The organism is Thalassospira sp. MCCC 1A01428 (assembly GCF_002115825.1).
GTDB lineage: Bacteria > Pseudomonadota > Alphaproteobacteria > Rhodospirillales > Thalassospiraceae > Thalassospira.
This window is the reverse complement of record NZ_JFJZ01000097.1, coordinates 1-4,997: the sequence shown is the minus strand read 5'-3', so window position 1 is coordinate 4,997 and position 4,997 is coordinate 1. Positions and strand designations below refer to the sequence as shown.

General features: G+C 55.6%; 6 protein-coding genes. All 6 read left to right on the top strand.

The annotated features are described in order from the left end of the window. Positions 1–683: hypothetical protein (locus THS27_RS27025; RefSeq protein WP_168185019.1), on the top strand; the 683-nt coding region annotated here is incomplete at its 5' end. A gap of 38 nt (positions 684–721) precedes the next feature. After that, positions 722–1,393: a hypothetical protein gene (locus THS27_RS25705; RefSeq protein ID WP_085595792.1), complete on the top strand. Its 672-nt coding sequence runs from the start codon at positions 722–724 to the stop codon at positions 1,391–1,393. Positions 1,394–1,430: 37 nt separating this feature from the next. After that, positions 1,431–1,679: a hypothetical protein gene (locus THS27_RS25700; protein WP_085595790.1), complete on the top strand. Its 249-nt coding sequence runs from the start codon at positions 1,431–1,433 to the stop codon at positions 1,677–1,679. After that, the gene (locus THS27_RS25695; protein WP_085595788.1) at positions 1,676–2,770 is read left to right on the top strand and encodes a DUF5131 family protein; all 1,095 of its coding nucleotides are present in this window, start codon (positions 1,676–1,678) and stop codon (positions 2,768–2,770) included. Before THS27_RS25700 ends, THS27_RS25695 begins: the two co-directional genes overlap by 4 nt. Then, positions 2,767–4,623, top strand: a complete 1,857-nt coding sequence (locus THS27_RS25690; protein ID WP_085595786.1) for a DNA cytosine methyltransferase — start codon at positions 2,767–2,769, stop codon at positions 4,621–4,623. The genes THS27_RS25695 and THS27_RS25690 overlap by 4 nt, the downstream gene beginning before the upstream one ends. Further along, a complete protein-coding gene (locus THS27_RS25685) occupies positions 4,620–4,901 on the top strand; it encodes a hypothetical protein (RefSeq protein WP_085595784.1) in 282 nt (93 codons plus the stop codon). Before THS27_RS25690 ends, THS27_RS25685 begins: the two co-directional genes overlap by 4 nt. Positions 4,902–4,997: the final 96 nt, after the last annotated feature.

Genomic DNA, 4,997 nt, shown 5'->3' with positions numbered 1-4,997 from the left:
AGTTCATCAGCACCGACGAAAGCCGCCATTTCCTTCGCGGCGTTCATGTCGAACCACACCCCGACGGTGGCGCCCTGCTTGTCGCCACCAACGGACACATCATTTGCGCCGTCCACGACGAAACTGCAAAAATTGGCGATGGCGAAAGCTGGATTTGTTTTGCCCCGCAATCGATCCGCACCGCGCTGAACAAACGCGATGCCGGGCACCTTCATTTCGTCGGCAACTCCGCCTATGTCACAACACAGGACTGGACGAAACGCCAGGGGGCAACCGGACAAAGCCCCGCCATTCCGACAGAACACCACATCGCCGTAAGCTGGGCACCGCCGATTGACGCAACATATCCGCAATGGCGCAAAGCCTTACCGGCAACACACACCACACCGACGGGCGAAATCGCCATCAATGGCGACAACATTGTGCGCCTCACCAAGGCGGTAAAGATGGTGGCCGACTACAAACAATCCCCGATCCTGAACTGGTTCACACCAGCTACCCCGGGTCACCCGGTCATTGTGCGCACCGAAATCAATGACAGGCTTTTTGCCGCCATCATGCCAATGCGCGGACGCGACAACAACACAGCCTATCCCGCGTGGCTGCCCGAACCGGAAACCGCAAAGCCAGCCCCGGCCAACGACAGCACCCCGGCACAGGCAGAAACGGAAACCGCCGCCTGATCAGGCCAGCTTTTGAACGCTTCACAGGACGAAAACCAATGAATATTGAACAGACCATCCACCAGGAACTAGCCAAAGCACTGACCCCGGAAAACGTCGCCCGGATCGCAGCGCCGAAAATCGACAGCATGATTTCCGACTGCATCAGTGAACTGTTTGATTGGCGCGGCGAACTAAGGAAAGAGATAAAGGAAAAGCTGAAACAGGAAATTGGGCTGGACCTCTCGGAAATCAGCTTTTCCGAATATAACGCAGACATTCTCGCCGCCATCAAACAGCATGTGACGCTTGAACAAGACAAACACATTGCAGCACTGGCAGAACAGGCGACTAAGGCACTAGCAGACGCAACGCCGGATAAAATCACTCTTTCCGAAATCCTGAATGACTGGATTAACGAAAACAACGAAGACGGCACAGACCCGGATTTTATTGAAGAATCTGACTTCCTGTCCGTAAGGCATAGTCGGTCCGACCTGGACCCGACAACCAGCTTTAGCGCTCACCTCAAAACACCCGAAAGCCACGGCGACGAAGTTTATATCCATGTTTACAAGGGAAAATTGCTTTCAGTGAAAACCCGTCATCTCGGCAGCACTCCCAAATCAACCAAAGAAGTCTGCTTTCAAATAAGCATCTTCAATGTCGAACGCAGGCTTTTCCAAATGTATGCGCACGGCACCGAGATCACAAACGATCTGGACCTTTAACACCCCGCCCCGCGTCCGCTTCACAGGAACAATCAAAATGTCGAATCTCGTGTTTCTCAAAGACCAGCCGGGATACCACGCCCAACCGGCACACGCCTTGCCACCTTCCTTGCCCGCACATACCGGCACCATCACCGCCCGTATCGAGGGTTACCAGCGCAATGCGGAAATCATTGTCGCACTCGATGCCAACCGCATCCTGATCCGCTGCACCGAAATCAACAAGGCAAGCTGGATCACCGCGAACGACATCATCGCCCCGCGCCGGTTCGGGGGCGCGGCATGACCAAGATTGAATGGACCCGCCGTGCGGGAACCAAAGGCGAAACTTGGAACCCTATCCGGGCCAGCAATAAGGCAACCGGTGGTGTTGGGCATTTTTGCACCAAGGTTTCGGTAGGCTGTCAAAATTGCTATGCCGCCGATTTCCAGAAGCGATTTAAAAACCCGGTGCGCTATGCCGCACAGGATGCCGATCAGGTCGAGCTGTTTCTTGATGAAAATGCGCTTTTGAAGCCCCTGCACTGGAAAAAGCCACGCACGATATTTGTCTGTTCGATGACAGACCTGTTTTATGAAGGGCATCCGCCAGAATGGATCATGCAAATTTGGGCGGTGATGGCACTTTGCCCGCAGCATACGTTTCAAGTTCTGACAAAACGAATTGCCAGGGCCAATGATATGCTTGGCGGAATCTCCCCAAAGGGGGATCATGCTATGTGCAAGGCAATCAATGAAATCCCATACGGATTAGGGAACCGCAAAGGCTCGCTTGAAATGCCTCTGCCAAACGTCTGGATCGGAACCAGCGTCGAGGATCAGGCAACAGCCAACGAACGCATCCCCGTGCTATTGGAAACACCAGCAGCGGTACGCTTTGTCAGCGCGGAACCGTTACTCGGTCCGGTTGATATAACGAGCCTTGACGGTGGGTATCACGATGGCGTCAGGCTGATTATCGACTGCCTGACTGATACCGCACTTGATGCCCACGACACCATCGGCGGCATTTTTGGCGCGAAACTGGACTGGGTTATTTGCGGCGGCGAAAGCGGCCGAGGCGCACGACCGATGCACCCGGACTGGGCGCGATCATTGCGCGATCAGTGCAAGGCCGCTGGCACCCCGTTTTTCTTTAAGCAATGGGGCGCATGGCAAACAATTTATGATCGTGACAAAGACGACCTCGATTGGCGCGCCTGCCCCACCCCACAAAACAGCAACGAACGATATGTAAATTTGGAAGGCGGCCACGGCTTCCATGGAGAGCGTGTTGTTTTCGCAAAACGCAAAACAAAGAAAGCATCAGGCCGCCTGCTTGATGGTGTTGAGCACAACGAATGGCCCCCCATTGATCAACGAAAGGCAGCAGCATGAGCCACCTCAAGCCCCAATGGAACCTCGATGCCGAACTGATCGTTGATAACTTTGCCGGTGGTGGCGGCGCATCAACCGGCATTGAAATGGCGCTGGGCCGACCGGTCAATATCGCCATCAACCACGACGCTAACGCCGTCTTGATGCACCAGGCAAACCACCCGCACACAACCCACCTTTGCGAAGATGTTTTTAAGGTCGATCCGGTTGCCGTCTGCAAAGGCCGCCGTGTGGCACTGGCATGGTTTAGCCCCGATTGCACCCATCATAGCAAAGCCAAAGGAGGAAAGCCGCGCAGCAAGAAAATTCGCGGGCTGGCGTGGGTTGTGATCCAGTGGGCGGCAAAGGTCCGCCCCCGCGTGATCATGCTGGAAAATGTCGAGGAATTTGCCGACTGGGGGCCACTTACCAAAGACGGTAAGCCGTGCAAGGACCGCAAGGGCCAAACCTTCAAGATGTGGGTAGAACAACTTGAACGCCTTGGATACCGGGTAGAATACCGCGTCTTGCGCGCCTGCGACTATGGCACACCGACCATTCGCAAACGCCTGTTCGTGATTGCAAGGTGCGACGGCAAAGACATTGTCTGGCCAGACCCGACACACGGCGCACCAGGGAGCGATGCCGTCAAACAACGCAAGCTGAAACCTTGGCCGGTCGCGGCAGACATTATTGATTGGGATTTACCCTGCCCGTCTATCTTTATGGACCCGGCACAGGCCAAAAAACTTGGCCTGAAACGCCCGCTTGCCGACAATACAATGAAGCGCATCGCACGGGGAATGCAAAAGTTTGTCTTTGATGCCAGGAAACCTTTCATCGTTACCGCCGCACACCCCGCGCACGGGCCGGTCACGCCTTATGTCACGCGGTTTAATCAAAACGGCACAGGCCAACCGCTCGACGAACCCATTGGCACCGTCATGGCCGGGGCCACCCGTTTCGGATTGGTTGCACCTTTCATTCAGCACGTTCAACATTCATCAAGCGGCGGCGTCATGCCCGCCAATGATCCGTTGCGCACGGTAACCGCAACCCCAAAGGGTGGCGGCATGGCCGTTGTTTCCGCCTTCATGGCCCAGCACAACAACACCAGCAGCGACAGCAGGAGCATGGCGGCACCCGTTTCCACAGTTACCACCACCGGATCACAACAGGGCCTTGTCACGGCCCATATCACCAAGTTCCGCAATGGGGCCACCGGGTACGACCCCCGCGAACCGGTCCACACCGTTACCAGCGGGGGCGCGATGAAACGTCCGGGCGGCGCAAACCCGCAGGGAATTGTGGTTGCCCATCTGGACCGGCAGTTTGGCAAAAGCATCGGCACCGATGCACAGGAACCCGCCCCCACCATCACAGCAGGCGGCACGGGCAAAACTGCCCTTTGCACTTCGCACCTGGTTAAACTGCGCGGCACTTGCCAACATGGCCAACCTGTAAATGATCCAATGCCAACCATCACGGCCGGCGGAAACCACGTTGGCGAAGTCCGCGCCTTCCTTACCAAATACTACGGCACTGGCGAAGGCCAACCGGCAACCAATCCACTAGGTACGGTTACCAGCCGCGACCGCTTTGGCATCGTCACCATCGCAGGCCATCAATATCAGATCACCGATATTGGCCTGCGAATGTTCACCCCGCGTGAACTGTTTCGCGCCCAGGGCTTCCCCAATAGCTACAAAATCGGAGACTGCGACAGCGACGGCTTTAAATTCAGCAAAAGCCAGCAAGTCGCCAAATGCGGCAACGCCGTTTGCCCACCTTTGGCCGCCGCCCTTGTCCGCGCAAACGTCGCGGCCAGCAGTTTGTTTGAAAACGATAACCAGCGTATGAAGGAAACAGCATGACTGAAATCAAGTTTCTGACAGCAAAACAAGTCGCCGACCGCTGGGAGTCGGCTGGAATTACCGGAATCGGGGGCGGCGCTATCGCACAAAATACACTGGCGGGCTGGCGCTGGTCTGGCAAAGGACCGGAACATAAAAAGCTGTTTGGCTTTATTCGTTACCCGATTGATGCCTTGCGCAACTACGAAATGAAACAGTTCGGCACCACCTGCGACCCCGACAAGGAGGCCTCAAACGACAACAAAACGCAGAAAACCGGGGAAAACGAGGCCGCATAAACCGCAAAGAATTGCTACCTATATGCTACCTAAAACAAAAGGCTTGGAGGGGCAAACCTCCAAGCCTTTGTATTTATGGGGCGAATGATGGGGATC